Source organism: Pulveribacter sp. (assembly GCF_032079985.1).
GTDB lineage: Bacteria > Pseudomonadota > Gammaproteobacteria > Burkholderiales > Burkholderiaceae_C > Melaminivora.
Window position 1 is genome coordinate 1 of the sequence record NZ_DAMATK010000002.1, and the last position, 22,988, is coordinate 22,988.

A 22,988-nucleotide genomic window follows, 5' to 3' on the forward strand; every position below is an offset into this window, starting at 1 on the left:
ACGAGCAAGAAAGGAAGTCGCCCGCCGGGGCGAGTCCCGGCCAGCCACATCAAAAACTCAGGACGAAATCAACCGCTGCAAATGCGGCGCCAGCGTCTGCAGGTTCACGAAGCTCAGCTCATACATCGCACTCAGTCCCGCTGCCTGTTCGTCATTAAGCTCTGCAGAGCAGATCACGAACCGACCACGCTCCAGGCCCAGGCGCTTTTTCAGGCGCAAGTACTTGTCGATGTCGCGGCGGAACTCGCCGCTCTTGCATTCGATGCAAATGGGCTGCTGACCCGCAGGCAGGGCTACCACGTCCAACTCGTGCAGGTCCTCGTTGGGAAACACCACCTTCACGCTGCGTGCGCAGGACACGCCGCCCGGATGGTTGTCCACTTGCCCGAGCAGCGCCATCAGCGCATACCACTCCAGCCAGCCACCCTCGAAGAAATGCCGGATGGCCGCCGCAGGCTGCAGCGTCAGGCGCACGATTTTTTCGGGCTTTTGGTAGTGGTAGCGCGCGAAGAAAGTGTGCTCGTAGAGCTTGCGGCACAGCTGGTTGATGGCCTGCGCATCCTTCTGGGCAAGGCTGGCCAGTTCCAGGTTGATCCAGCTGTGGCTCTTGCGGTAGGCGAAGCGCACGCGCTCGATGAGTTCGGCAAAGAGTGTGTGGTTGCTGCCCAGGAGCAGCGCCGCGTCGTCGAAAAAACCGCTCGTGTCCACATGCGCCGGGTCGAGCTGCACTTCGATCTGACGGGCGGCAAACCAGGCTTTGAGAGGCGCGTGCTGCTCCTCCGTGGCCAGGCCGGCTACGTTGGCCAGCGCCTTACCTGCGGCCGGCGCGGCCGCGGCCTGGGTGGGCTGCTGTGGCGTGGCGGCGGGCGGTGGTGCCGCACTGGCTGCCTCCTGCTTGAGCGCATTGAGTTCGCGCGTCGTGACGGCAAGCCTCTTGACCAGTTCTTCCACAAAAAACACGGTGCCGTAGACCCTGCTGGACGTGCCGCACCGGCCGCACGACGTTTGGGCATTGACAGGGGTCTGGGCGTCTTCGCTCACGAAGCCGCATTGGTTGCAGCGGTAAATGGGCATGGAGGATTGGAGTAAGTGGCGCCTAAGGAGTCAGTCGCCGGTGCGCACGTGCCGTACCGCCGCCTTCGGCCGAAACGCCTTGCACACCGCGTCGCGCGTCTCCAGGTACGGGCCCCCCAGCAGGTCGATGCAATAGGGCACGGCCGCAAAGATCCCGGGCACCAGCTGCGCTCCGTCTTCCCCCTTCAACCCTTCCAGCGTCTCGGCAATGGACTTGGGCTGCCCCGGCAAGTTGATGACCAGGCTCTTGCCGCGGATCACTGCCGTCTGCCGCGACAGGATGGCGGTGGGCACGAAGCGCAGGGAGATCTGGCGCATCTGCTCGCCGAAGCCGGGCATCTCGCGGTCGGCCACGGCCAGGGTGGCTTCCGGGGTGACGTCGCGCGGCGCGGGGCCGGTGCCGCCGGTGGTCAGCACCAGGCTGCAGCCGGCCTGGTCCACCAGCTCGATCAGGGCCTGGGCGATCTGCTCGGGCTCGTCTGGGATCAACCGCGGCTCAAAGTGAACCGGGTTGTGCAGCGCCCGCGTCAGCCAGTCCTGCAGCGCCGGCAGGCCCTTGTCCTCATAGGCGCCGCTGCTGGCGCGGTCGCTGACGGAGACGATGCCGATCTTCACCGGCTCGGGCGGCGGCAGGGCGGAGGGCGTGGTCATAGTCGTCATCTCAGTAATCCGTAGCCGTGGATAGGCGCAGCGCACCCGTCATGAAACCGGCGCACCCCAGGCCAGCAGACGCCGTGGATCCGGCTTTGCCGGTCCACCAGCGTCGTCCCCCTTCCCGAATGGCGCAGCTATTCGAGAGAAGGGGGAAGCGCCGCAGGCGCTCAGGGGGTTGCTCTTAATCACGCATCCGCAGAGCGCTCTTCCTCCGCCGCGTGGTCGCCGGCGTCGGTCATCTGCGCGCGCACCAGCTGGAACAGCTCGCGGTAGGAGCGGCTCTTGCGCGGCGCGAGGCCTTGCGAGACGGCGGCGGCGTCCGGCGGCGGCGTGTCCTTGCGGGCCTGGCGGATCAGGGCGCGGATCTGCTGCGTGTCGGTGCGCGGGAACAGCTCCAGCCACTGCGCCAGGGCTTCGTCGCTGGCGATGAGCTGGTCGCGCCAGTGCTCGGCCTGGTGCAGCAGCAGGCGCTCGGCGGCGCTGCCGCTGCGCTGCTCGTCCAGCGCGGCGTGGATGGCGGCGATGGTGTCTTCATCCAGCTTGCGCATCAGCTTGCCGACGAACTGCATCTGCCGGCGCTTGCCCTCGAAGTTGGTGATGCGTGCGGCCTCGTGCAGCGCATCCACCAGCTTTTCGGGCAGCTCCAGGCGGGCCATCAGGTCGGCGCGCAGCGTGAGCAGCTCGCCGCCCAGGGTTTGCAGCGCGTCGCTTTCACGCTTCAGGTCGGTTTTGGTGCTGCCGGGCGTGCCTTTGAGCTCGGCCTTCAGCTGCAGGTCCAGCTCGCTGCCTTCGGCAACGAAATGGCCCTTCACGAAGTAGCCTTTTTTGGGTTTGCGTGACATCGGTGGCAGGTGGGATTCGGGGCGGGAGAAAAAGCCGCGGCGGCGCGGCCTGCGGGGCGCTGCGCGCCTGCGGGCGCCAGGGGCGACAAGTATCATAGCCGCCGCTATGAACACTCCCCGCCCAGGCGCCCAGCGCGCTGCCGCCCCCAGCCAGCCCACCTCCACCGACGCGCCGCAAAGCGGCTTCAGCTACTCCCGCTCGTTCTTCGAGGGCCTGGTGGACCATGCCCTGGCGCACGCCAAGAAACTGGGCGCCACCGATGCCGGCGCTGACGCCTCCGAGGGCTGCGGCCTGTCGGTGAACGTGCGCAAGGGCGAGCTGGAGACGGTGGAGCGCAACCGCGACAAGTCGCTGGGCGTGACGGTCTACGTGGGCCGCCGGCGCGGCAACGCCAGCACCTCGGATTTCTCCGAGGCCGCCGTGGAGCGCACCGTGCAGGCCGCCTACGACATCGCCCGCTTCACCGCCGAAGACCCGGTGGCCGGCCTGCCTGACGCGGCCGACATCGCCCCGCAGGAGTCGCACCGCGACCTGCAGCTGTTCCACCCCTGGACCGTGGACAGCGAAGAGGCCGCACGCCTGGCGCTGGAGTGCGAGGCCGCGGCCTTTGCCACGCACAAGCGCATCACCAACAGCGAGGGCGCGGGCGTGTCGGCGCAGCAGTCGCACTTTTTCAGCGCCCACACGCGCGGCTTTCGCGGCGGCTACGCCAGCTCGCGCCACAGCATTTCGGTGGCGCCGATCGCCAGCCTGCCCGGGCGCAATGGCGAGATGCAGCGCGACGCCTGGTACAGCTCCATGCGCGACGCGCGCGAGCTGGCTTCGCCCGAATCGGTGGGCCGCTACGCCGCCGAGCGCGCCTTGTCGCGCCTGGGCAGCCGCAAGATCAGCACGCGCGAATGCCCGGTGCTGTTCGAATCGCCCCTGGCCGCCGGCCTGCTGGGCGGCTTCGTGCAGGCCATCAGCGGCGGCGCGCTGTACCGGCGCAGCACCTTCTTGCTGGATTCACTGGGCAAGCAGGTCTTCCCCAAGCACATCGACATCGACGAAGACCCGTTCCTCATCGGCGGCAAGGGCAGCTCGCCGTTTGATGACGAGGGCGTGCGCGTGGCGCCGCGCAAGGTGGTGCGCCAGGGCAAGGTGCAGGGCTACTTCCTGTCCACCTACTCGGCGCGCAAGCTGGGCATGAAGACCACGGGCAACGCCGGCGGCTCGCACAACCTGGTGCTCACCTCGCGCCACACCCGCCCGGGCGACGACCTGCCCGCCATGCTGCAAAAGCTGGGCACGGGCCTGTTCGTCATCGAGCTGATGGGCCAGGGCGTGAACTACGTCACGGGCGATTATTCGCGCGGTGCCAGCGGCTTCTGGGTGGAAAACGGCCAGATCGCCTACCCGGTGCATGAGATCACCATCGCCGGTAACCTGCGGGACATGCTGCGCGGCATCGAGGCCGTGGGCGCGGACGCCTACACCTACGGCGCCAAGACGGTGGGCTCGGTGCTGGTCAACCGGATGAAGGTGGCGGGCTCCTGAGCGCAGTGCGCCCAGGATTTTTTAGCAAAAAACGTTGCCAGCGCCCGCCGATATTGCGCTGGCAGCTATGCTTCTAATAGTAACTGCGCAGAGCGCCGTCAATACTTCCACCCAGCCTCGCCGATCCAGCGCAGCGCCGTGAGCGACGGCATGAACAGGTATTCGCCGCCGCGCAGGCGGTTGAAGGTGGTCACGCCGTCGATGCGCCGGCGCACGGGCTGCTCGGGGATGGTGAACGTGCCCGGCTCCTCGTGCAGGCCCACCACGGGGTCGCGCTCCTTGCCCAGGTCCAGGAAGTTGCCGCGGTTGATCCACTCCTGCTGCAGGAACTCGATGGTGTCGTAGGCCCGCGCGCTGATGAAGATGAAGTAGATGCCGCGCGGCTCGCCGCCGTCGTCGCTCGCCGTCAGCGCGGGCGTCCACTTCGGGCCAAAGGTCGAGGGCCGGCGGATGATGCGGTGGATGTTCTCGTCGGTCAGGATGGTCAGGCTGGTGCCGCGTGGGTTCAGCCGGCGCATGTGCGCGGCGTGCGGGCAGACCAGGCCACGCTCGTCGCCCTTGAAATCGAAGTCGTTGTTGCGCTGAGGGTCGGCGCCCAGCGCCTCGTCGTCGTGCTCCGGCGAGAGGTTGAGCGGCGCGCCCGAGCGCCAGCGGCCCACCAGCTTGGCGGCCAGCTTTTCCTGCTCCTGCTCGCCGCTTGCGTGCTGGCGCACGAAGTCGTTGAACGCGCCGGGGCGGCTGTCGTACTTGCGCAGCACCACGAAGGAGCCGTTGCGGCCCAGCTCGGGCGGCTCGGGCATGGCCACCGGCTGGCCGCTCTCGCTGTTCTCGCCCAGGATGAATTCGCCCGGCGCCAGCGCGCGCCCACCGCCGGGCGGGGGCTCGACGCCGGCGCCCTGGACCACCGGCTGCGAGATGCCGTCGCGAAAGCCGAAGGGGTTCTTGGCTTCCTCGTCTGCGCCGAACTCGTGCGTGCCCACCAGCGTCACGCCGCTCGACGCGCGTAGCTCGCCCATGGCCTTGTCCACTGCCTCATCCAGGGCGGCTTTGTCTTCGGCGTAGATGGTCAGAGCGATGTGCAGGCGCTCGCCCTGATACGCCTCCTCCCAGGTCTCGGGCGCGTTCTCGCCGAAGTCGCGCAGCTGCTCGGCGCGCTGGGCCATGCCCTGGCGAAAGGGCAGAGGGAAGGACGCAAGAGCACTGTCCGGCAGGCCCAGGGCTTTCAGGCCCGCGTGGCTGATGGCCACGCCGGTCCAGGCGTTCAGGTCGCCCGTCCAATCGTCGGCCGACGGAATATGTTTGGCCAGGCGCGCGATCAGGTCGCGCCCGCCTTCGGCCTCATCGACGTGCAGCATGGCGTGGATGCCCACGTAGGGCTCAGGGCGCGAGCGCAGGATCAGCGCCTGGATATCGTGAAGTTGCAGCGTGACCTTGTCACGGTGGAAGCGGTCCTTGAGGTGTTGCAGCAGCGCCATCAGTAGTCCACCCCCTGCGGTTGAGAGATCTCCTTAGATAGCTCGTCCAGCGCCTTCGCCGTGGACTGGTCCATGTCCTTGTTCTTGCTCATGGCATCCAGAAACTTGTCCAGCGCCTGCTCCATGCGCTGCAGCCGGCGCACGTCCACCACGGTGACCTGCGGGTTGGCGACGAACCAGCCGGCGGCGTCGATCTGGTGCTGGGCGATGTAGTCCTTGACCTCGGGAGAGTCGATGCCCGGCCAGCCTTCGACGTTGGCGAACAGCAGGTCCATCAGGCCGGGAATCTTGGTGGCGAAGTCGTTGATGTAGGTGTCCCAGTCGCCGTCGTAGGTGGTGGCAAAAAGGATGCGCTTGTCATCGTCGAAGAACACGAAGCGCATGTCGTGCAGCGTGGACACGCGCTGCGCGCCGTCGAAATTGCCGCCGGTGAGCTTGAACAGCCGGCGCAGCCGGTCGGCGCCGCCGGGTTTGAGCGTGGCGATCGCCGTCAGCTCTGAGACGTTGCCCGACTGGCGTCCCGCGCGGCCGGCCGATTGCGAGCTGCCTTTGAACAGCGGGTTGTGGTCGCGCACCAGCGCGTCGATGGCGATCTTGGCCACCTGCGGCGCGTCGGCGGCGATTTCCTGGGCGATGCGGCGGAACTCGGCCAGCCGGCTCTCGCCTTCCAGGCGCGGGTCGCCGCCCGATTCCTGGCCGTCCTGGGGCTTGCTCTGGGTTTTGGTGTTCATGGGTGCAGCCTTTCTTTCAAGCGATGCGTTGCGGGGCCGGCTCTGGCGGCGGCTTTTTCCTTGCTCCTCTTTTCCTCAAGGAGAAAGCGCGTCAATCCGGGATGTCGGCCAGCGATGCGGGCTCGCGCCGGGGAAGGGCGTTCAGGCGGTGGCGCTGCGCGGTCGAGGACTCGTAGGCCGGCCGGCGCACGCGCATGATCGAACCCAGCGGACGGTGCGCCGCCACGCCGTTCCAGGGGTTGAAGGCCAGGTGGTCGTCGCCGTACACCTGGCGCTCGGGCGAATACGGGTTCTGGATGTCGAAGCGCAGCGTGGCGATGGCGCGGTGGGGCGAGGCCTTCTCGTCCCACAGAACGGAGGCATCCTCCACCGGCATGGCGGTGCGGTCGGTTTGCAGCTGCGCGCGCAGCTCGTATGTGGCGCCCTGTTTGGCGAAGTGCGACGTGAGCGCGTCGCGCATGGCGGAAAAGCCCTCGCCGATGGGCTGCTCGTTCAGCCCCTGCAGCTCGCCCCAGGGCGCCAGCGACAGCTTGGCCACGTAATTGCCAAAGCGGATGGCCGCCTGGGTGTGGTAGGTCTCACCCAGCATGTTGGTGTTCTTTTGCGCCAGGCCCTGCACGGTGGCGCCGGGTGTGCCACCCAGGCGCTCGACCACGTTCTCTATGCCGCGTGCGGCGGCTGCCACGGCGCGCTGCAGCGGCTGGGGTGCGTCGGCATTGGCCTCCAGCAGCGTCAGAAAGCGCGGATAGTCTTGCACCGTGCCAAAGGCCAGCACGGGGAAGTTGACCATCAGGAAATCCTGGTTGTGCCCGCCCAGGCCGGGCAACAGGCGATCGCCCTGCACGCCCATGACCTTGATGGCAAAGCCGCGCGGCGCGGGGGCTTCATCGCTGTGGATGTCGCCGGGCGCGGACGACAGGCGCGCCACCACTTCGTATTCACGCGGCTGGCTGAAGAGGCCCTGCGCCAGCTCGGGCGGCAGGTTGGCGTGCACGGCGAGCGTGCCTTTGAGGATGGCATGGCTCTTGGCGTGTGCGTCGCGGTGCGCGTGGCGGTGGCGCTCGGCGTTGCGCGCCTGGGCGGCAGCCATGCGGGCGACGATTTCCTGGGTCAGGCGGGCTTCGTCCTCCTGGATCTGTTCGACGGTGTCGTCATAGGGCAGTGCAGTCATGGCGTCCTCCTCAGGGTGTTGCCGCAGGGCAACTCATCGGGCCATGGTAGGGACGCGCGACAGACAGGCTGTCAATGGCTGTGACAGCGTGCAAAAGCGCCGCTGGCTGACAGCGGCGGGTGCATTGGCGAAGCAGCGGACAGTCCGCCCGGGTGGGGCGAGTGGGCCGGAGCAGGGTGATTCAGGGTTAACCCGGGGATTTCTTGCTGCGCCGGAAACGTCGGTTGCACAAAGATACGCACGGGCGTGCGTTTATGCCCAGGCGGCCGCCACCAGCCGCAGGGCGAAAGCTCGGCGCTACCCAGGAAAATGAGGCCAAAAGCGGTTCTAACGCCCGCAGATCAAGCGCCGGCAGCTATCTTATTGATAGTCGCCGGCTGCCCCGCTCAGGCCTCCTCGTGCGTCAGGCTCAGTCCCAGGGCGCCGCGGCGGCGCAGCCAGGGGCTGGGGCGCCAGCGCGGGTCGCCGTAGACGGTCTGCAGGTTGAACAGCACCTCCAGCACGCTGGCCGGACCGAAGCGGTCGCCCAGCGCCAGCGGGCCCACGGGGTAGCCCAGGCCCAGGGTGACGGCGCGGTCCAGGTCGGCGGGCGAGCAGATGCCCTGCTGGCAGATGTCCGCCGCAATGTTGATGATGGCCGCCAGCACCCGCTGCGTGACGAAGCCGCCGGAGTCGCGGATCACGCTCACGGCCTTGCCGTCGCGCGCGAACAGCGCGTGGGCGGCATCGCGCATGTCGGCGCGCGTGGCCGGGTTGGTGGCCAGCACGCGCCGGCGCGTGGCGGCGTCGTCCACCAGCAGGTCGATGCCCACGGTGCGGGCCGGGTCCAGGCGCTCGACCACGGCCACCGTGGTCACGTCAAAGCCCAGCGGCGCCACCAGGATCAGCGCGGCGGACGAGGGCGCGGCGCCGGTCTCGATCTGCGCGCCCAGGTCTTTGAGCAGCTGGTACAGCTCGGCGCGGCGCGCCGCGCGCGGCGACACCCACACCGGAGGCAGCTCGCCCACCTGAGGCACGGGCGGCTCGGGCGGCAGCTCGGCCTGGCCGTCCGTGTAGCGGTAAAAGCCTTCGCCGCTCTTGCGCCCCAGCAGGCCACCGGCCAAGCGCTGGGCGGTGATGGGGCTGGGGCGAAAGCGCGGCTCGTCGTAGAACTGGTGGTAGATCGATTCCATCACCGGGTGCGAGACGTCCAGGCCGGTCAGGTCCAGCAGTTCGAACGGGCCCAGCTTGAAGCCCACCTGGTCGCGCAGGATGCGGTCGATGGTGGCGAAGTCGGCCACGCCCTCGCCGGCGATGCGCAGCGCCTCGGTGCCGAAGCCCCGGCCGGCGTGGTTGACGATGAAGCCGGGCGTGTCGCTGGCTGCCACGCCCGTGTGGCCCATGGCGCGGGCGTACTGCATCAGCTGCTGGCAGGTGGCGGGGGCGGTGCGCAGGCCGGCCACCACCTCCACCACCTTCATCAAAGGCACGGGGTTGAAGAAGTGAAAGCCGGCCATGCGCGCGGGATGCCGCAGGCCGGCCGCCAGCGCGGTGATGGACAGCGAGGAGGTATTGCTGGCCAGCACGGCGGTGGGCGCCACGACGGCCTCCAGCTGCGCCAGCAGGTCGCGCTTGGCCTGCATGTCCTCGGCGATGGCCTCGACCACCAGTTCGCAGCCGGCCAGCTCGCCCAGCGTGGCCACCGGCACCAGGCGCTCGCTCCAGGCCTGCACCTCGCCGGGCTGCACGCGGCCCTTGTCCTGCAGGCGCTGCCACTGCTGCAGCACGGCCTCGCGCGCGGCATGGGCGGCGCCGCTGCGGGCGTCGAACAGCTGGACGGTGCTGCCCGCCTGCGCCGCGATCTGCGCGATGCCGCGGCCCATGGCGCCCGTGCCGACGATGCCGACGCGGGTGAAGGGAGTGGGTTGGGGTGTTTGCATGGGCGGAATTATCCGCACCATGCGAGGACGGAGATCGTGGGCACGTTCTCAGGCGCGGTGCGCCGCCATGGACCGCATCAGCCGCGCGGCGGCGGTCTCGGGGTCGGGCGCGGCGACGAGGGCGCGCACCACGGCGATGGAGCCCACGCCAGTGGCCAGCACCGGGCCGAAGCGCGCTTCGTCGATGCCGCCGATGGCCACCTGCGGGTAGCCGCGTGTCAGGCGTGCATAGGCCGCCAGCCGGCCCAGGCCCTGGGGTGCGGTGGCCATTTTTTTCAGCGTGGTGGGGAACACCGCGCCCATGGCGATGTAGCTGGGCCGCACGGCCGCGGCGCGCAGCATCTCGGCGTAGCCGTGGGTGCTGACGCCCAGGCGCGCGCCGGATGTGCGCAGCGCGGCCAGATCCTGCGGCGGCAGCGCGTCCAGGTCTTCCTGGCCCAGGTGCACCCCGTAGGCGCCGGCGTCCAGCGCGTCGCGCCAGTGGTCGTTGATGAACAGCAGCGCGCCCGTGCCCTGCACGGCGGCCACGGCGGCGCGCACCTCGCGGGCGATCGAGTCGCGGTCGTCGCTCTTGAAGCGCAGCTGCACCGTGGGCACGCCGGCGCGCGCCATGCGGCCCACCCATTCGGCATCGGGCAGCACGGCGTACAGGCCCAGGGCCTGCGGGCATTCGGCGAAGGCTGGGCCGTGGCCATCACTGCGCTGCGCCAGGCCGAAGTCCTGCGGCGCATCGGGCCACTGGGCCGGATCGAAGCGGCCGGTGCGCGCGGCCTGTGCGGCCCAGGCGCGGGCGATGCATTCGGCGTCCTGCGCGATGAAGCCCAGCTCGCTGGCCGCGGCCAGCGCGGCGCGGTAGGCCGGCGCGTCGCTGGTGAACGGGGGAACGGGCTCGGGCGCGAAGCCGGCAAAGGCGGCGGCGTGCCGGGCCACGATGGCCTGGGCCAGGTCGGTGGCGGCCGTCATGTGGCGTGGTGCCAGAAGGGCGTGCCCAGCACCGGTGTGCTGGGCTGGGCGGTGGACTGCGGCTGCATGGCACCGGCCATGCGTGCGGTGCGGCCGGCCGAGACGGCGTCGGCAAAGGCGCCGGCCATGGCCACGGGGTCGCTGGCCAGGGCCACGGCGGTGTTCAGCAGCACGCCGTCGAAACCCCATTCCATGACCTGGCAGGCGTGCGACGGCAGCCCCAGGCCGGCGTCCACCAGCAGCGGCACATCCAGCCGCTCGCGCAGCAGCTGCAGGCCATAGGGGTTGACGGGCCCGCGCCCGGTGCCGATCGGCGCGGCCCAGGGCATGACGGCCTGGCAGCCCACGTCCACCAGACGCTGGCAGAGCACCAGGTCTTCGGTGCAGTAGGGCAGCACGTGAAAGCCGTCGCGGATCAGCTGCTCGGCGGCCTGCACCAGGTTCAGCGTGTCGGGCTGCAGCGTGTAGTCGTCGCCGATCACCTCCAGCTTGATCCAGGGCGTGCCGAACACCTCGCGCGCCATCTGGGCGGTGGTGATGGCTTCATCGGCGCTGTAGCAGCCGGCCGTGTTGGGCAGCACGGGCACATCCAGGCGCTTCAAAAGCTCCCAGAAGCCCTGGCCGGCGTCGCCCGGCTGCGCGCCCTGGCGGCGCAGCGAGGCGGTGACCATGGCCGGGCGGGCGCGCCGCACGGCGGCCTCCAGCACGGCAGGCGAAGGGTAGCGGGCGGTGCCCAGCAGCAGACGGCTGTCGAAGGACTGGCCGTACAGCACCAGCGCGTCGGCGCTGGCGGAGAGGGAGGTGTCTTGCTTGGTCATGGAGATAGGAACTTAGCCGCCGGTCACCGGCGCGATGATTTCCACCTGGTCGCCGTCGGCCAGAGGCTGGGCGGCGTAGCGGCTGTTGGGCACGAACTGCAGGTTGACGGCCACGGCAAAGGGCGCCTGAGGGGCGAGGTGCGCCACGGCGTCGGCCACGGTGGCGCCGTCGGGCAGTTCCACGGGTTGCTGGTTGATGAGGACGTTCATGGTCAGGGATCAATCCATCTGCAGGCTGAGGTCGAAACGGGAGGCCAGCGGCGATTGTCCCGTCTGCAGCAGCTCCATGACCACGTCCAGCAGCGCCGGAGCGATCATGAAGCCGTGGCGGTACAGGCCGTTGACCTCCAGCACGCGCGGCTGCACGGCGCGCACGGCGGGCAGGTTGTCGGGCAGGGTGGGACGGCACTGGGTGGCCAGCTCCAGGATGCGCGCTTCGGCAAAGCCGGGGTGCACCGCGTAGGCGGCGGACAGCAGCTCCAGCGTGCTGCGCACGCTGGCCGGCGACAGGTCGTCGGACTCGATCTCGGTGGCGCCGATGACGAACAGGTGGTCCTGCTTGGGCGCGATGTAGATGGGGTAGCGCGGGTGCACCAGGCGCGTGGGGCGCTGCAGCGTGACACCGGGCGCATATAGGCGCACCACCTCGCCGCGCACGCCGCGCAGCTGGCGCCAGTGCGCGCGCGCGCCCAGGCCGCGGCAGTCCAGCACCAGGTCGGGCTGATCTTTGGTGCCGGGGGCAAAGTCCGACGGCGCGCGGGTGCTGTGCCAGTGCAGGTCCACGCCCAGCTGCTGCAGCGTGGCGCCCAGGGCGGCCAGCAGTTGGCGGTTGTCCAGCTGGCCTTCGCCGGGCAGGTACAGGCCCTGGTGGAAGCGCCCGGCCACGGCCGGCTCCAGCGCCGCCACGCCGGCGCCGTCCAGCGCCTGCAGCGCCGGCAGGCCCTGCACCGCGTGCTGCGTGCGCTGCAGCGTGTGTTGCAGCCGGGCGGCGTCGGCCGCGTCCTGGCGGTGCCACAGGATCAGGGTGCCGTCCTGCTGCAGATACACCGGCTCGGCCAGCTGCGCCAGCAGCTCGGGCCAGCGGGCCAGCGCGTGCTGGCCCATGCGCACCACGCCGGGTTCGGTCACGGCGGATTCGGCCAGGGGCGCCAGCATGGCGGCGGCCACGTGCGCGGCGCTGCCCTGGGCGTCGGGCCCGCCGGCCTCGTGCAGCTGCACGCGGTGGCCATCACGGGCCAGGCGCACGGCCAGCAGCCGGCCCATGAGGCCGGCGCCCAGGATGGCGATGGACAGGGGAGCGTCGAGGGAGGGAAGAAGGGAGCGCATCGCGTTTTGAAGCCCGGCAGACTGGTGGGGACAAAACGGGCGCGGCGGCGCGCTGCGGAAACTCCCCACGCCAGCATGATCTGGATCGGGTGCGAGGGTGTGTTCTCAGCCGCCAGCACGTCGTGGCGGCACCCCTGTTTCGTCCGAAGCGGGAATTACAGCACAGGGGTGCCAACCCTGGTGTTGACGTGGCGCAGCCCGGGCCATGCTCGATAATTTTTGCCATGACGCAGCAAGACACCCAGGCCCCGCAGGGCCGACCCTCCGGGCCGCGGCGCTATGCGCGCGTGCTCTCGATCGCCGGTTCGGACTCGGGCGGCGGCGCCGGCATCCAGGCCGACCTGAAGACCTTTGCCGCCTTAGGGTGCTACGGCATGACGGCCATCACCGCCATCACGGCGCAGAACACCCGCGGCGTGCGCGACATCCACGGCGTGCCGCCCGAGATGCTGCGCGCGCAGATCGACGCGGTGGTGGAGGACATCGGCGTGGACGCCGTGAAGATCGGCATGCTGCACTCGCCCGAGGTGGTGCGCGTGGTGGCCGATGCCATCGGCCGACACGCCCTGCAAAACGTGGTGCTGGACCCGGTCATGGTCGCCACCAGCGGCGACCGGCTGATCGCCCAGGAGACGGTGGGCGCGCTGGTGCAGGCGCTCTTTCCCCTGTCCGCCGTGGTCACGCCCAACCTGGATGAGGCCGGCTGGCTGCTGCGGCGCAGCATCGAGGTCGAGGAGCAGCTGGACGAGGCCGCCGACGCGCTGCTGGCCCTGGGCGCGCGCGCCGTGCTGCTCAAGGGCGGCCATCTGCCGGGCGATCGTGTGGTGGACGTGCTGGCCCTGCCCGGCGGCGTGCACGAGCGCCTGGGCTCGCCGCGCATCGCCACGCACAACGGGCACGGCACCGGCTGCACGCTGTCGTCGGCCATCGCCGCGCACCTGGCGCTGGGCCGGGAGCTGCCCGAGGCGGTGCGCCAGGCACGCAGCTACATCCTGGGCGCGATCGCCGCCGGCGCCGACGTGCGCACGGGCGCCGGCCAGGGGCCGCTGAACCACGGCTACGCGCCCGTGGCGCAGCGCATCATCGAAGAAGAAAAGAGATAGGAGAAAGCGGCGGCACGGGGCGGATCACCAGCCCCAGGTCAGCCGCTTGGCCACCCAGCCGGTCTGGCCGCCGCCCCTGCGCACCTTGGTCCAGGTGCCCTGGCTTTCCAGCGTGCGCACGATCTCGTTTTGCTCCAGCTTGCCAACCACGCGGCTGTTTGTGCCGGGCTTGGCGCGCAGGTTGGCGGTGCGCGCCGTCACCACGCGGTGCGGCGTCTTGGTGGTCAGTGGGGCGAAGACCCAGCCCAGCGTGGCCTCGTAGTCGCGCACGCGCAGCCACTGGCCGCGGCGCTCACGCACCTGCAGGGGGTAGCCGCTGGACAGCTCCCACAGCGTGTCCGAGCGCGTGGTGGGTTTTTCGCGCACGTTCACCACATTGCCCTTGATGCTGACGAACTCGCGCGCCTGCGCGCCGGCGGGGGCCAGCAGCGGCGCGGCCAGCGCCAGCGCGGCGGCAGCGGTACGGAGGGCGGAGGCAAAGCGGGGCAGGTCAAACGACACGGGGCGGGGTTCCTTTCTGTGCGGATGGGTGTGAAAAGGCCAACCGAAATGGAGGGGCACGCGCGCCGCGAAGTTCCGGCGTGCGTGGCGTTGCTATTTAAATGAGAGCTGCTGGCGCTTGATTCATGGGGGTTTCAAGTCTAAATATTTTGAATATGGCGCTGATCAAGCGCTGGCAGCTACTCAAACCATAGCAGGCTTGGCCGCGCGCTCGCGCGTTGCCCACGACAGCAGCAGGCACAGCGCCAGCGTGGGCAGGGCCGCGCCCATGCCGGGTACCAGGCGCGGGCCGGCGTGGTAGAAGGCCACCCCCGCCAGCCACAGCAGCACGGCCGGCCAGTGCACGGGCGCGGTGCGTGCCAGGTCGACGCGCGCCGCGGCGCCGCCGGCCAGCCGCCCCAGCACCACGCCGAACAGCGGCACGAAGACCGAGCTGAGCAGCAGCAGGAAGGGCTCCAGGCTGTGCATGGGGAGCAGCAGCGCCAGGCCCGTGCACAGCAGCGCGATGAGGATGCCGAGGCGCCGCACGCTGGTGCGCGGGCGCAGGGCGTGCGCCGAGACGGCGCCCGAGTACGCGTCGCCATAGGCATTGTCCACTTCGTCGATCAGGATCAGCGACAGCGCGATCAGCCCGCCCTGGGCCAGCAGCAGCGCCGTCACCAGATCCTGGCTGGGCAGCACCAGCGCCACCAGCACGCCCAGGCCGTAGCACCACATGTTGGCCAGCGCGTAGCCGGCCCAGGTGGCGCGCAGCGCCGTGCGCCCGCTGGTGCCGTGGCGAGCGTAGTCGGCCACCAGCGGCAGCCACGAGATGGGCATGGCGATGACCAGGTCCAGGGCCGACATCACGCCCATGCCGCCCGCGCCCGGGCGCCGCCACAGCTCGGCCAGGCCCTGGGCCTGCGCCAGTGCGGCGAACTGCCAGGTCAGCCACAGCAGCGACAGCACCACCAGCGGCAGCGCCACGCGCGCGATGATGCGGCGCACCAGCTGCACCATGGAGCCGCTGAGCAGCAGCACCACCACGCCGCCCCACAGCAGCGTGGCCGGCACCGCCCAGGCGGCGCCCGCCATGGCGCCGGACTGGCGCGCGATGGCCAGCGTGGCGTCGCGCATCACCACCAGCTCGAAGGTGCCCCAGCCGACGAGCTGCACGATGTTCAGCACGATGGGCAGGGCGGCAAAACGCCGGCCGTAGACGGCGTGCATCAGCCCGGCGCTGGCCAGGCCGCTGTCGCAGCCGAGCTTGGCCACCCAGCCCAGCAGGCCGGCGCCGACTGCTGAGCCGGCGACGATGGCCGCCAGCGCCTCGCGCGGCGACAGCGCCGGCATCAGATAGGCGCCCACCTGCATGACCAGCAGGCCCACGCCCAGGCTGAACCACAGCGAGGCATGGTCGTGCCAGCGGAACACGCGCTGCGCGGCGGCGACGGGCGCCAGCGCCTCGTTGGCCGCGCCGGCGGCGGGGGAAGGGGTAGTCGTCATGCGGTGCGCTCCTTGGGCCAGGTCGCGCGGGCAGGCGCCGGGCGCGCTGCGGCATGGCGGCGGCCCGGCGTGCTTTCCCTGCGCGAGGATGATCTCAGTCAGGTTCGAAGGGTGTGATCTCAGCCCTGGCCGCGATCGGCGCAGGACACCCCCAGCAAAACGCGGCCAGGGCGGCCGCGCCGGGGCATTTTAGGCGGCGGGCAGCACGCCCAGGCGGCGCTGCAGGCGCTCGCTGCTGGTGGTGTATTCCAGCGGGCCGCTGTGGCCCGTCAACTGCTCTGCGGCGGCAAAGGCGGCCAGCGTCGCTTCGTGGAAACCGCAGACGATCAGGCGGCGCTTGCCGGGGTAGCTGTTGATGTCGCCCACCGCGTAGATGCCCGGCACGCTGGTGGCGAAGGTGGCTGGGTCCACGGTGATCTGCTTGCGCTGCATGGCCAGGCCCCAGTCGGCCATCGGCCCCAGGCGCGGCGAGATGCCGGGATAGGCCAGCAGCAGGTCCAGCGCCAGCGTCTCGGGCTCGCCCTGGGGGTTCAGCAGCTGCAGGCCTTGCAGCCGCCCGCCGCTGGCCTGCACGCCGGTGATCTGCCCCGTGGCCACGTGGATGCGGCCCGCCGCGCGCAAGGCCTGCAGTTGCTCCAGCGCCTCGGCCGGCGCGTCGAAGGCGTCGCGCCGGTGCAGCAGCGCGACGCTGGCGGCCAGCGGCGCGCAGTCGATGGCGGCCTGCACGGCGGCTGCGTCGCCGCCATGCACCACCACGCGGCGGCCGGCGGCGGCATCCAGGCGGGCAGGGTGGTACAGCAGCTGGCTGCCGTCGAAGGCCGACAGGCCCTCCACCTTGAGCGCGCGCGGTACGAAGGCGCCCACGCCGGCGGCGATGAACACGCTGCGCGCAGCCAGGCGCAGGCCGGCGCTGGTCTGCAGCAGCAGGCGGCCATCGTCCTGCGCGGCCAGGGCGCTGACCTGCTGGCCGAGGTGAAGCGTGGGGGCAAAGGGCGCGATCTGCCGCTGCAGCCGCTCGACCAGCTCAAGCCCGCTGCAGACCGCGATGCCGGGGATGTCGTAGATCGGCTTGTCGCCATACAGCTGGGCGCACTGTCCGCCGACGTGGGGCAGCGCATCGATCAGGTGCGCGGCGATGCCCTGCAGCCCGAGCTGGAACACCTGCCACAGGCCCACGGGGCCGGCGCCGATGACGACGGCGTCAACGCTCTGCGGCGTGGCAGTGCTCATGCGTGGATCAGCGTTCCAGGTATTGCAGCTTGTCGGGCTTGCCGTTCCATTCGTCGGCATCGGGCAGGGCACCCTTCCTCTTGGTGATGCTCTTGAACTTCGGGGTCAGCTCGGCGTTGAGCTTGATGTAGGGCAGCTGGTCGGCCGGCAGGTCTTCCTCGGCGAAGATGGCATTGGCCGGGCACTCGGGGATGCAGACGGCGCAGTCGATGCACTCGTCCGGGTCGATCACGAGGAAATTCGGGCCTTCGCGGAAGCAGTCCACGGGGCACACGTCCACGCAGTCGGTGTATTTGCACTTGATGCAGTTCTCGGTGACGACGTGAGTCATGAGTGAGCTCTAGAGTTCTTGGGTATTCGGGATAGCCCGCAATTTTAGGCTGCGAGGCGCGGCAACCGGGCGCCAGGCCATGGCCCGGGTCCGGTTACCTTGATACGGATCAAGCCGCGGGGCTGCCTGGGCGCCCCTCAGCGCACCAGCACCGCGCCGGCCGTGCGATGGCTGGCGGTGTCCACCAGGATCATCGAGCCGAGCACCCGTGCATGGGCGAAGGGGGCGGCGGGGATGGCTTCCTGCAGCTGCAGCTCGACGTGGCCGATGGCGTTGGGTTCCAGTGCGTCGGCCGTCTCCTGCGCCAGGGTGTGGATGTTCAGCCGGTGGGCTACGCGGCGCACCTTGGCCTTGACCCAGCGGTGGCCGTGCAGCGCCCAGTACACGCGCCCGGCGGCCAGCGGCTCGTCGTCCAGCCAGGCGACGGTGGCCGACAGCTCGCGCTGGCCCGGCCACGCGGTGGTGGCGGCGGGGCTGTCGAAATCGTCGTCGGCGGTGAGCGCCGGCACTGGCGCGGCCACGATCCAGTCGCCGCGCGAGACGTCCACCTCGCGGTCCAGCACGATGCCGGCGCTGGCGCCGGTGGCCGCGTCGGCGGGGCGGCGGGCGTGGTCCAGCACCTGGGCCACACGCGCGGCCTGGCCGCTGGGGAAGACCTGCACCTGCATGCCCGGCGCCACGCTGCCCGTGGCCACGCGGCCCCAGAACACGCGCCGGCCCTGTGTGGTGTCGGCCGAGGCCGAGGCGGTTTTTTCCACCCACTGCACCGGCAGGGCCAGTGGCAGCTGCGCGTCGGCCGGGGTGCAGGGCAGGCGCTCCAGCAACTGCAGCAGGGCGGGGCCGTCGTAGCCGCACCAGCCGGGCTGGGGCGCGGCCACGTTCCAGCCCTTCAAGGCGGAGAGGGGCACGGTGGCGGCGACGCTCAAGCCCGCCTCATGCGCAAAGCGCGCCAGCGCCGCGCGGATGTGGTGGAAGGCCCGCTCGGGGTCGGTCACGGCGTCCAGCTTGTTCACGGCGAAGACCAGCGAGTGCACGCGCAGCAGGTGGGCCAGCAGGGCGTGGCGGCGCGTTTGCGCCAGCAGGGCGGGCTCGCCCGGCTGCCAGTCCAGCTTGGTGGCGTCCACCAGCACCACGGCGCAGTCGGCCTGCGAGGCGGCGGTGACCATGTTGCGCGTGTACTGCTCGTGGCCGGGCGCGTCGCCGATGATGAACTTGCGCGCGGGCGTGGCGAAGTAGCGCCAGGCCACGTCGATGGTGATGCCCTGCTCGCGCTCGGCGGCCAGGCCGTCGGTGAGCTGGGCCAGGTCGGTCTCGCCCGAGCGCGATACGCCGGCCAACTGGTCGGACAGCACGGCGCGGCTGTCCACCAGCAGGCGGCCGATCAGCGTGCTCTTGCCGTCGTCCACGCTGCCGCAGGTGATGAAGCGCAGCGCGGTTTCATGGTCCAAAGTGGCCGCAGCGCTTGCCTGCTGGGCGCTGGCAGCTATTGTTTTGATAGTGCCAGGTGCGGTGGCGGTGGTCATCAGAAATACCCGTCCTTCTTGCGTTTTTCCATCGAGGCGTCGCTGGTCTTGTCGTCCATGCGTGTGGCGCCGCGCTCGCTGACCTCAGTCGACAAGGTCTCGATGACGATCTCCGCGGCGCTGGCGGCGTCGCTTGCCACCGGGCAGGTGCAGGTGATGTCGCCCAGGGTGCGAAAGCGCACCGCGCGGGTTTCAACCTGCTCGCCGTCTTTTGCGGGGGTGAGCGGCGTGACGGGCACCAGCAACCCGCGGCGCTCGACCACCTGGCGCGGGTGGCTGTAGTAGAGGCTGGGCAGCGCAATGGCCTCCCGCTCGATGTATTGCCAGACGTCCAGCTCGGTCCAGTTGCTGATGGGGAAGACGCGGAAGTGCTCGCCCGGCGCAATGCGGGTGTTGAACAGCGTCCACAGCTCGGGCCGCTGGGCCTTGGGTTGCCACTGGCCGAAGCTGTCGCGGTGCGAAAAGATGCGCTCCTTGGCGCGGGCCTTTTCCTCGTCGCGCCGGGCGCCGCCGATCAGCGCGTCGAAGCGGAATTCTTCGATGGCTTCGAGCAGCGTCACCGACTGGTGCGCGTTGCGCGGTTCGTCGGGGCGACTGAGGCGCACGGTGCCGCGGGCCATGGAATCCTCCACGCTGCGCACGATCAGGCGCGCGCCCAGCTCGGCCGCACGCTGGTCGCGAAACTGTGTGACCTCGGGAAAGTTGTGCCCGGTGTCGATCATCAACAGCGGGTACGGGATGTGGCCGGCGCCAAACGCCTTCTCGGCGCAGCGCAGCATGACCAGCGAATCCTTGCCGCCGGAAAACAGCAGGGCCGGGCGCTCGAAGGCGGCGGCGACCTCGCGCAGGACGAAGATGGTTTCTTCCTCCAGCGCGTCCAGGTGGCGGTTGCTCAAGGTGCTCAGCACGTCGGGGTCGACACGGGCGTTCATCTGTTTTTTCCAATCCGGTTATCTATCGTGCCGCGCAAGGTCCACGCGGCATCAAACTGACGCAACCCAAGCCAGGGCAGCCGAGCAAGGGCCGCCCCGCAGCGAGGGCTGCGTCCCCCTGCCCGCAATGCGCAGCATTGCGAGAGCGGGGGGAAGGCGCGCAGCGCCTGCGGGGGGTGTTTCATATCAGTGGGCTAAATGGAGGCCGCATTCGCGCTGGGCCTCGCCCTTGGTCGGGTCCACGTAGTCGAAGTTGTTGGGCAGGCCGTGGGTTTGGCAGTACTGGTGCAGGTCGCGGGACGTCCAGTGCAGCAGCGGCGCCACCTTGATCAGGCCGTCGGGGTTGACGCTCACAGGCTGCATCTGCGCGCGCACGGCGCTGTCGCTGGCGCGCAGCGCGGTGAACCACACCCGGGGCGCGGTCTCGCGCAGGGCGCGGGCGAAGGGCTCGAGCTTGACCTCTTCGGTGAAGGCGGCGTGGCGCGGGTCGTCCAGCGCCGGCGCCGGGCCCTCCAGCGCCTCGCGGTGGGCGCGCGAGCGCAGCGGCAGGTAGGTGCGCAGGTTCAGTTTCAGGAGGCGCGCCACCTCGTCGGCGTAGCGATAAGTGGCCTCGGTGTTGTAGCCGTTGTCCATCCAGATGACGGGCACATCGGGCTGCACCTGGGTGACCAAGTGCAGGATCACGGCCTCGAACGGGCGGAAGTTGGTGGTGACGATCGCCGGCTGCTCCAGGCCCAGGGCCCAGCGCACCAGGCCGGGCGCGTCGCGGCCCAGCTCGGCGTTGACGCGGGCCAGGTCCAGGCCACGGTCCAGCGCGAGGGCGGCGCCGCTCATGCCGCCTCCCGTGCGAACAGCGGGCGCGGCTCGTGCACGTCGCCCTGGTAGAAGGCTGAGAAGCGCGCGAACTGACGCTCGGCGGCGGCGGGGTCCACGCCCTCGGCCAGCACGGCGCTGGAAAAGCCGCTGCGGTGCATGTGCACCAGCTGGTCGATCAGCACGTCGCCCGTCGCGCGGATGTCGCCGGCGAAGCGGTAGCGGCGGCGCAGCAGCAGGGCCTGGGTGTAGGCGCGGCCATCGGTGAACTTGGGGAAGTGCAGCTCGATGACCTGCACGCCCTCCAGCGCGCCGCTGGCGGCCAGCTCGGCCAGATCGGCGTCGTTGGGGATTCGCAAGCGTTTTTCGGACTCAAGGCCCGTGGAATAAGCGCTGACTGCTATGATTTTCATAGTTCTCTAGGCCTCGGGTTTCAGTCCTGCTCGCTCAGGGCGGGCTCGTCGATCTTGGGGTGGCGCGCGGCGTTGGCGGCCGCCTTGAAGGGGTCGTGGCCCACGCGGCGCAGGGCGTCGATGAACAGCTCGCCGGGCTTGCGCACGGCGCGGAAGACCTCCAGCACGGCCTCGATCACATCCGGCACCTCGGCCGCGTTGAACGAAGGGCCGACCACCTTGCCGCCGATGGCCGGGCCGGACAGGTCGCTGCCGTCCGCCCCGCCAAGGGTGATCTGGTACCACTCCTTGCCGTCCTTATCCACGCCCAGGATGCCGATGTGGCCGCTGTGGTGGTGGCCGCAGCTGTTGATGCAGCCGCTCATGTGCAGGTCGATGGGCCCCAGGTCAAAGAGCTCGTCCAGGTCTTGGTAGCGCTCGGTGATCGCCGCGGCGATGTGCAGCGAGCGGGCGTTGGCCAGCGAGCAGAAGTCGCCGCCGGGGCAGGCGATCATGTCCGTCAGCAGCCCGATGTTGGGCTGGGCCAGGCCCAGCTTGCGGGCGGCCTCGTACAGGGCGGGCAGGTCGGCCTCGTGCACCCAGGGCAGCAGCAGGTTCTGCTCGTGCGTCAGGCGCGCCTCGGCGGCAGAAAAGGTCTCGGCCAGCTGCGCCAGGGCGTCCAGCGTGTCGGCGTCGGCGTCGCCGGGGGCAAAGCCCGGGCGCTTGAACGACAGCGTTACCGCGCGCAGGCCGGGCAGGCGGTGGCCGCGCACGTTCTGGCGCAGCCAGCGCTGGTACAGCTGGCCCTGCGGGTCGACGCGCGAGGGCAGGCCGGCGGGCCGCAGTTCGGGGATGACGAAGTGGCTGGTCACGCGGTCCAGCTCTTGCTGGGTGATGGTGTGCGGGGCACCGTCCAGCTCGGTGATGGCCTTGAACTCCTCTTCCACCGCGTCGATGAAGCCCTGGCCCTCGGCCTTGACCAGGATCTTGATGCGGGCCTTCCACTTGTTGTCGCGCCGGCCGTAGCTGTTGTACGTGCGCACGATGGCCTCGATGTAGTTCAGCAGCTGCGGCCAGGGCAGAAACTCGCGCACCACGGTGCCCACGATGGGCGTGCGGCCCATGCCGCCGCCCACCTTGACGGTGAAGCCGACGGCGCCCTGGGCATCGCGCACGGCTTGCAGGCCGATGTCGTACCAGCCGATGGCGGCGCGGTCTTCCAGCGCGCCGTTGAAGGCGATCTTGAACTTGCGCGGCAGGTAGGTGAACTCGGGATGCAGCGAGCTCCACTGGCGCGTGATCTCGGCGAACGGGCGCGTGTCCACGATGCCGTCCTCGGAGATGCCCTCGTAAGCGTCGCAGGTGATGTTGCGGATGTCGTTGCCGCTGGTCTGGATGCCGTGCATGTGCACGCTGGCCAGCAGGTCCATCACGTCGGCCGCCTTGGACAGCGGGATCCAGTTGAACTGGCAGTTGGTGCGCGTGGTGAAGTGGCCGTAGCCGTACTTGAGCGGCTTGGCAGGCAGCGTCTGGCCGGGCTGCGACGCCTCCAGCGCGTTCTGCGTGGCCTGGGCGTGGGCCAGTAACTCGGGCGTGGGGCGGTCGTATTCGCGGGCGATGTGCGCCAGCATGCGCAGCTGGGTGCTGCTGATCTCGCCATAGGGCACGGCGATGCGCGCCATGGGAGCGTAGCGCTGGATGTACCAGCCGTTTTGCAGGCGCAGGGGCAAAAGCTGCTCGTCCGTCAGCTCCCCGCGCTCCCAGCGCTCGAGCTGGTCGCGGAATTGCTGGGCGCGCAGCTGGACGAACTGGCGGTCGAATTCGGTGTACTGGTACATGGCGCGGCGGGTCGTGGTGTGGGGGCCGTGCCGCGCCGGGCTGCCTAAGGCAAAAGCCCGCCGCGACACGCAACGCAGCGACTGTAGGCAAGGTTCTTATAAAAACAAACTACTGTTTATGACTTCACATATGTCGCAACAGGCATATAAAAAGACGTCCCGGTTCGACATGCGCCGGCCTGGGCGCGCCCTTTCCCGGCACCCAGGAGTTCCGCCCTGCGGCTGACGGGAAGGAACAGGGCCGTCACCGGCGGTGCCGGCGGCCTGGGCCTGGGTTATGGCGGCTACGTGGTAGCCAAGGGGAGGCGCTCCTTAATCAATAGCTGCTGG

22 protein-coding genes and 2 riboswitches are annotated in these 22,988 nt (G+C 69.9%); of the genes, 2 read left to right on the top strand and 20 right to left on the bottom strand.

All coding sequences use genetic code 11. The features are described 5' to 3' along the window. Positions 1–57: 57 nt before the first annotated feature. From RT282_RS06245 to yjgA, 3 genes are all read right to left on the bottom strand, one after another. Positions 58–1,074, bottom strand: a complete 1,017-nt coding sequence (locus tag RT282_RS06245) for a hypothetical protein (protein ID WP_313312680.1) — start codon at positions 1,072–1,074, stop codon at positions 58–60. 30 nt (positions 1,075–1,104) lie between these two features. Next, positions 1,105–1,725, bottom strand: a complete 621-nt coding sequence (gene mog, locus RT282_RS06250; protein ID WP_313312683.1) for a molybdopterin adenylyltransferase — start codon at positions 1,723–1,725, stop codon at positions 1,105–1,107. A gap of 188 nt (positions 1,726–1,913) precedes the next feature. Further along, complete coding sequence (gene yjgA / locus RT282_RS06255; protein ID WP_313312685.1) at positions 1,914–2,570, bottom strand: ribosome biogenesis factor YjgA; 657 nt, start codon at positions 2,568–2,570, stop codon at positions 1,914–1,916. A 106-nt stretch (positions 2,571–2,676) separates the two neighbouring features. On the opposite strand from yjgA, the gene pmbA reads away from it, so the two are divergent. Continuing rightward, positions 2,677–4,107 carry a metalloprotease PmbA gene (gene pmbA / locus RT282_RS06260; RefSeq protein WP_313312687.1) on the top strand — a complete coding sequence of 477 codons (1,431 nt, stop codon included), beginning with the start codon at positions 2,677–2,679 and terminating at the stop codon, positions 4,105–4,107. 98 nt (positions 4,108–4,205) lie between these two features. On the opposite strand, the gene RT282_RS06265 is transcribed toward pmbA, so the two are convergent. From RT282_RS06265 to thiO, 8 genes are all read right to left on the bottom strand, one after another. Then, positions 4,206–5,582, bottom strand: coding sequence for a Dyp-type peroxidase (locus RT282_RS06265; protein WP_313312690.1), 1,377 nt, complete (start codon positions 5,580–5,582; stop codon positions 4,206–4,208). After that, a complete protein-coding gene (locus RT282_RS06270; protein ID WP_313312692.1) occupies positions 5,582–6,313 on the bottom strand; it encodes a hypothetical protein in 732 nt (243 codons plus the stop codon). Before RT282_RS06270 ends, RT282_RS06265 begins: the two co-directional genes overlap by 1 nt. A gap of 91 nt (positions 6,314–6,404) precedes the next feature. Next, the gene (locus tag RT282_RS06275) at positions 6,405–7,484 is read right to left on the bottom strand and encodes a catalase family protein (RefSeq protein WP_313312694.1); all 1,080 of its coding nucleotides are present in this window, start codon (positions 7,482–7,484) and stop codon (positions 6,405–6,407) included. A 386-nt stretch (positions 7,485–7,870) separates the two neighbouring features. Beyond that, the gene (locus RT282_RS06280) at positions 7,871–9,403 is read right to left on the bottom strand and encodes a 3-hydroxyacyl-CoA dehydrogenase (protein WP_313312696.1); all 1,533 of its coding nucleotides are present in this window, start codon (positions 9,401–9,403) and stop codon (positions 7,871–7,873) included. A 48-nt stretch (positions 9,404–9,451) separates the two neighbouring features. Then, positions 9,452–10,366, bottom strand: a complete 915-nt coding sequence (locus RT282_RS06285; protein WP_313312697.1) for a thiamine phosphate synthase — start codon at positions 10,364–10,366, stop codon at positions 9,452–9,454. Then, positions 10,363–11,184, bottom strand: coding sequence for a thiazole synthase (locus RT282_RS06290; protein ID WP_313312698.1), 822 nt, complete (start codon positions 11,182–11,184; stop codon positions 10,363–10,365). Before RT282_RS06290 ends, RT282_RS06285 begins: the two co-directional genes overlap by 4 nt. A 12-nt stretch (positions 11,185–11,196) precedes the next feature. Beyond that, a complete protein-coding gene (thiS, locus tag RT282_RS06295; protein WP_312306394.1) occupies positions 11,197–11,394 on the bottom strand; it encodes a sulfur carrier protein ThiS in 198 nt (65 codons plus the stop codon). Positions 11,395–11,403: 9 nt separating this feature from the next. Then, on the bottom strand, positions 11,404–12,510 hold the full coding sequence (thiO, locus tag RT282_RS06300; protein ID WP_313312699.1) for a glycine oxidase ThiO: 1,107 nt from the start codon (positions 12,508–12,510) through the stop codon (positions 11,404–11,406). 45 nt (positions 12,511–12,555) lie between these two features. After that, positions 12,556–12,656: riboswitch (TPP riboswitch) on the bottom strand. A 78-nt stretch (positions 12,657–12,734) separates the two neighbouring features. Between thiO and thiD the strand changes: the two genes are divergently transcribed. Then, entirely contained in the window at positions 12,735–13,613 is an 879-nt protein-coding gene (thiD, locus tag RT282_RS06305) for a bifunctional hydroxymethylpyrimidine kinase/phosphomethylpyrimidine kinase (RefSeq protein WP_313312700.1), read from the top strand. A 24-nt stretch (positions 13,614–13,637) separates the two neighbouring features. Here the strand turns inward: thiD and RT282_RS06310 are convergent, their stop codons facing one another. The 9 genes from RT282_RS06310 to RT282_RS06350 all read right to left on the bottom strand — a co-directional run bounded on the left by RT282_RS06310 (position 13,638) and on the right by RT282_RS06350 (position 22,658). Then, positions 13,638–14,114 (bottom strand): SH3 domain-containing protein, encoded by a 477-nt coding sequence (locus tag RT282_RS06310; protein WP_409519460.1) that lies wholly within the window; start codon positions 14,112–14,114, stop codon positions 13,638–13,640. Between the two features lie 183 nt (positions 14,115–14,297). Further along, complete coding sequence (locus tag RT282_RS06315) at positions 14,298–15,599, bottom strand: cytosine permease (RefSeq protein WP_313312701.1); 1,302 nt, start codon at positions 15,597–15,599, stop codon at positions 14,298–14,300. A 57-nt stretch (positions 15,600–15,656) separates the two neighbouring features. Beyond that, positions 15,657–15,762, bottom strand: a riboswitch (TPP riboswitch). Between the two features lie 26 nt (positions 15,763–15,788). Then, on the bottom strand, positions 15,789–16,829 hold the full coding sequence (locus RT282_RS06320) for an NAD(P)/FAD-dependent oxidoreductase (protein WP_313312703.1): 1,041 nt from the start codon (positions 16,827–16,829) through the stop codon (positions 15,789–15,791). Positions 16,830–16,836: 7 nt separating this feature from the next. Next, positions 16,837–17,160, bottom strand: coding sequence for a ferredoxin FdxA (gene fdxA, locus RT282_RS06325; protein ID WP_313312704.1), 324 nt, complete (start codon positions 17,158–17,160; stop codon positions 16,837–16,839). 137 nt (positions 17,161–17,297) lie between these two features. Next, a complete protein-coding gene (locus RT282_RS06330; protein WP_313312705.1) occupies positions 17,298–18,683 on the bottom strand; it encodes a GTP-binding protein in 1,386 nt (461 codons plus the stop codon). Beyond that, on the bottom strand, positions 18,683–19,615 hold the full coding sequence (gene cysD, locus RT282_RS06335) for a sulfate adenylyltransferase subunit CysD (protein WP_313312706.1): 933 nt from the start codon (positions 19,613–19,615) through the stop codon (positions 18,683–18,685). The genes RT282_RS06330 and cysD overlap by 1 nt, the downstream gene beginning before the upstream one ends. A gap of 186 nt (positions 19,616–19,801) precedes the next feature. Next, positions 19,802–20,449 carry a phosphoadenosine phosphosulfate reductase family protein gene (locus RT282_RS06340; RefSeq protein ID WP_313312707.1) on the bottom strand — a complete coding sequence of 216 codons (648 nt, stop codon included), beginning with the start codon at positions 20,447–20,449 and terminating at the stop codon, positions 19,802–19,804. Further along, positions 20,446–20,841, bottom strand: a complete 396-nt coding sequence (locus RT282_RS06345; RefSeq protein ID WP_313312709.1) for a DUF934 domain-containing protein — start codon at positions 20,839–20,841, stop codon at positions 20,446–20,448. Before RT282_RS06345 ends, RT282_RS06340 begins: the two co-directional genes overlap by 4 nt. A gap of 20 nt (positions 20,842–20,861) precedes the next feature. Further along, positions 20,862–22,658, bottom strand: a complete 1,797-nt coding sequence (locus RT282_RS06350; protein ID WP_313312711.1) for a nitrite/sulfite reductase — start codon at positions 22,656–22,658, stop codon at positions 20,862–20,864. Between the last annotated feature and the right edge of the window lie 330 nt (positions 22,659–22,988).

Bases quoted from the DNA above. Each gene is read 5' to 3' on its own strand.
- RT282_RS06245 (WP_313312680.1), bottom strand. From the start codon at position 1,074: ATGCCCATTTACCGCTGCAACCAATGCGGCTTCGTGAGCGAAGACGCC.
- mog (WP_313312683.1), bottom strand. From the start codon at position 1,725: ATGACCACGCCCTCCGCCCTGCCGCCGCCCGAGCCGGTGAAGATCGGC.
- yjgA (WP_313312685.1), bottom strand. From the start codon at position 2,570: ATGTCACGCAAACCCAAAAAAGGCTACTTCGTGAAGGGCCATTTCGTT.
- pmbA (WP_313312687.1), top strand. From the start codon at position 2,677: ATGAACACTCCCCGCCCAGGCGCCCAGCGCGCTGCCGCCCCCAGCCAG.
- RT282_RS06265 (WP_313312690.1), bottom strand. From the start codon at position 5,582: ATGGCGCTGCTGCAACACCTCAAGGACCGCTTCCACCGTGACAAGGTC.
- RT282_RS06270 (WP_313312692.1), bottom strand. From the start codon at position 6,313: ATGAACACCAAAACCCAGAGCAAGCCCCAGGACGGCCAGGAATCGGGC.
- RT282_RS06275 (WP_313312694.1), bottom strand. From the start codon at position 7,484: ATGACTGCACTGCCCTATGACGACACCGTCGAACAGATCCAGGAGGAC.
- RT282_RS06280 (WP_313312696.1), bottom strand. From the start codon at position 9,403: ATGCAAACACCCCAACCCACTCCCTTCACCCGCGTCGGCATCGTCGGC.
- RT282_RS06285 (WP_313312697.1), bottom strand. From the start codon at position 10,366: ATGACGGCCGCCACCGACCTGGCCCAGGCCATCGTGGCCCGGCACGCC.
- RT282_RS06290 (WP_313312698.1), bottom strand. From the start codon at position 11,184: ATGACCAAGCAAGACACCTCCCTCTCCGCCAGCGCCGACGCGCTGGTG.
- thiS (WP_312306394.1), bottom strand. From the start codon at position 11,394: ATGAACGTCCTCATCAACCAGCAACCCGTGGAACTGCCCGACGGCGCC.
- thiO (WP_313312699.1), bottom strand. From the start codon at position 12,510: ATGCGCTCCCTTCTTCCCTCCCTCGACGCTCCCCTGTCCATCGCCATC.
- thiD (WP_313312700.1), top strand. From the start codon at position 12,735: ATGACGCAGCAAGACACCCAGGCCCCGCAGGGCCGACCCTCCGGGCCG.
- RT282_RS06315 (WP_313312701.1), bottom strand. From the start codon at position 15,599: ATGACGACTACCCCTTCCCCCGCCGCCGGCGCGGCCAACGAGGCGCTG.
- RT282_RS06320 (WP_313312703.1), bottom strand. From the start codon at position 16,829: ATGAGCACTGCCACGCCGCAGAGCGTTGACGCCGTCGTCATCGGCGCC.
- fdxA (WP_313312704.1), bottom strand. From the start codon at position 17,160: ATGACTCACGTCGTCACCGAGAACTGCATCAAGTGCAAATACACCGAC.
- RT282_RS06330 (WP_313312705.1), bottom strand. From the start codon at position 18,683: ATGACCACCGCCACCGCACCTGGCACTATCAAAACAATAGCTGCCAGC.
- cysD (WP_313312706.1), bottom strand. From the start codon at position 19,615: ATGAACGCCCGTGTCGACCCCGACGTGCTGAGCACCTTGAGCAACCGC.
- RT282_RS06340 (WP_313312707.1), bottom strand. From the start codon at position 20,449: ATGAGCGGCGCCGCCCTCGCGCTGGACCGTGGCCTGGACCTGGCCCGC.
- RT282_RS06345 (WP_313312709.1), bottom strand. From the start codon at position 20,841: ATGAAAATCATAGCAGTCAGCGCTTATTCCACGGGCCTTGAGTCCGAA.
- RT282_RS06350 (WP_313312711.1), bottom strand. From the start codon at position 22,658: ATGTACCAGTACACCGAATTCGACCGCCAGTTCGTCCAGCTGCGCGCC.